The 2,146-nt window shown below is 68.7% G+C and carries 1 protein-coding gene, 1 tRNA gene and 1 pseudogene; 2 read left to right on the forward strand and 1 reads right to left on the reverse strand.

What is annotated here, in order from left to right; genetic code table 11:
* Positions 1-133: 133 nt before the first annotated feature.
* A tRNA-Asp gene (locus AC2W7C_RS17070) sits at positions 134-210 on the forward strand.
* Between the two features lie 102 nt (positions 211-312).
* Here the strand turns inward: AC2W7C_RS17070 and AC2W7C_RS17075 are convergent.
* On the reverse strand, positions 313-672 hold the full coding sequence (locus AC2W7C_RS17075; RefSeq protein ID WP_486002443.1) for a hypothetical protein: 360 nt from the start codon (positions 670-672) through the stop codon (positions 313-315).
* A gap of 240 nt (positions 673-912) precedes the next feature.
* Between AC2W7C_RS17075 and AC2W7C_RS17080 the strand changes: the two are divergent.
* Positions 913-2,146: pseudogene (locus tag AC2W7C_RS17080) on the forward strand (DEAD/DEAH box helicase); the annotation flags it as partial.

Raw genomic sequence — 2,146 nt, forward strand, 5'->3', positions numbered from 1 at the left:
CGCCGCCCCCAGGCGCTCCCGCGGCCCCCGGGCGGTGATCGGAAATTTCCTCGCCGGACGCGCTTGACGCGCCCGGCGCGCCCGCCTAAACGACGCCCCTCGCCGCGGCGCACCAGCGCAACGGCCGGGAAACGCGGGTGTAGCTCAGTTGGTTAGAGTGCCGGCCTGTCACGCCGGAGGTCGCGGGTTCGAGCCCCGTCACTCGCGCCACTTCCCTGAAGTGGCGCACCTCGTTTTCCTCCATCGGCATCGATGAAAACAAAACGGCCGCTCCCTTCGGAGCGGCGTTTGTCTTTGCCTTCCGCGCTGCGCCTACTGCCGCCCGGCCACCAGCACGTTCTGCACGCGGCGACCCAGCGGGTCGCGCGAGTGCCAGGTCTCGCCGATCTCGACGTCGATCATGGCGGTGCAGAAGCGGGGAATCAGCATGTTGGGCCGCATGTGCGTCAGGCAGACCCGCTCGCCCTGCACGCTCCAGCGCGCCGACAGCCGGCGCCCGTCCGAGAACTGCGCCGCGTAGCTGCCGTCCGGATTGAACCAGTGCTTGACCCAGCCGCCGTCGGGATAGCGCGACACCACGGTGTTGCCGAAGGCGGAATTCATATCGGCCCGACCCGGACCGGCGGCCAGACAGACGACGGCGACCGTCGCCACGGCAAGCGCACGCAGCATGCGTTCCCCTCACTAAGACCCTTCCCGACGCGGATTATTAACAATCCGTTAGACGGCGCCAACCCCCGTCGCGCGCCACACGAATAGTTGACTATCGTGTGGGGGCTTCTATATGCGGCCCACGTTTCGGGACAGGACTGGCGAATTCGCGCCGCCCGCTCGCCCACGGCTCGGGCGGTTCCGCGACACCGCATGGACGGCCCGATGCGCGGGACGTCCCCCACACCGTCCCAAGGACCCATGACCGAATTCAACCAGCTGGGCCTTTCGCCCACGACCCTGCAAGCGGTCGCCGACACCGGCTACACGACCGCCACCCCCATCCAGGCCGCCGCCATCCCCGTGGCCCTCGCCGGCCGCGACGTCCTGGGCATCGCCCAGACCGGCACCGGCAAGACCGCCGCCTTCACCCCTGCCCATGGTCGACCGCCTGGCCTCGGGCCGCGCCCGGGCCCGCATGCCGCGCGCCCTCGTGCTGGCCCCGACCCGCGAACTGGCCGACCAGGTCGCCGAGAGCTTCGCCAAATACGCCAAGGGCACCAAGCTGAACTGGGCGCTCCTGATCGGCGGCGTCTCCATGGGCGACCAGGTCGCGCTGCTGACCAAGGGCGTCGATGTCCTGATCGCGACGCCCGGCCGCCTGCTGGACCTGTTCGAACGCGGCAAGATCCTGCTGACCGGCGTCGAGATCATGGTCGTCGATGAAGCCGATCGCATGCTGGACATGGGCTTCATCCCGGACATCGAGCGCATCTTCAAGCTGACGCCGCCGCGCCGCCAGACCCTGTTCTTCTCGGCCACCATGCCGCCGGAGATCACCCGGCTGACCACGGCCTTCCTCAAGGATCCGACCCGGATCGAGGCCTCGCGCCCGGCCATGACGGCCGACACCATCACCCAGTACATCGTGCGCATTCCGACCTCGGATCCCAAGGCCAAGCGCACCGCGCTGCGGGCCCTGGTCAGCCGCGAGGACGTCAAGAACGGCATCGTCTTCTGCAATCGGAAGTCGGAAGTCGACATCGTCGCCAAGTCGCTGAAGCAGCACGGCTTCGACGCCGCGCCGATCCACGGCGACCTGGACCAGTCGCTGCGCATGAAGACCCTGGCGGACTTCCGCGCCGGCAATCTGAAGCTTCTGGTCGCCTCCGACGTCGCCGCCCGCGGTCTGGACATCCCGGACGTCAGCCACGTCTTCAACTACGACGTCTCGCATCACGCCGACGACTATGTGCACCGCATCGGCCGCACCGGCCGCGCCGGCAAGCTGGGCCAAGCCTTCATGATCGTCACCCCGGCCGACGACAAGTCGTTGGACAAGGTGCTGAAGCTGATCAAGAAGGACCCCGTCGAACTGCCGCTGGACGGCATCGACTTCGCCGCCATCAAGGACCAGCCCCGGCGCGAATCCGGTCGTGATCGCGGCCGGGGCCGCGCGAGCGTTCGGGGCCGCGGTCGCGCCGAAGCCCGCGAC

Source organism: Brevundimonas sp. CURTG3B2_SDJG, from assembly GCF_057364705.1.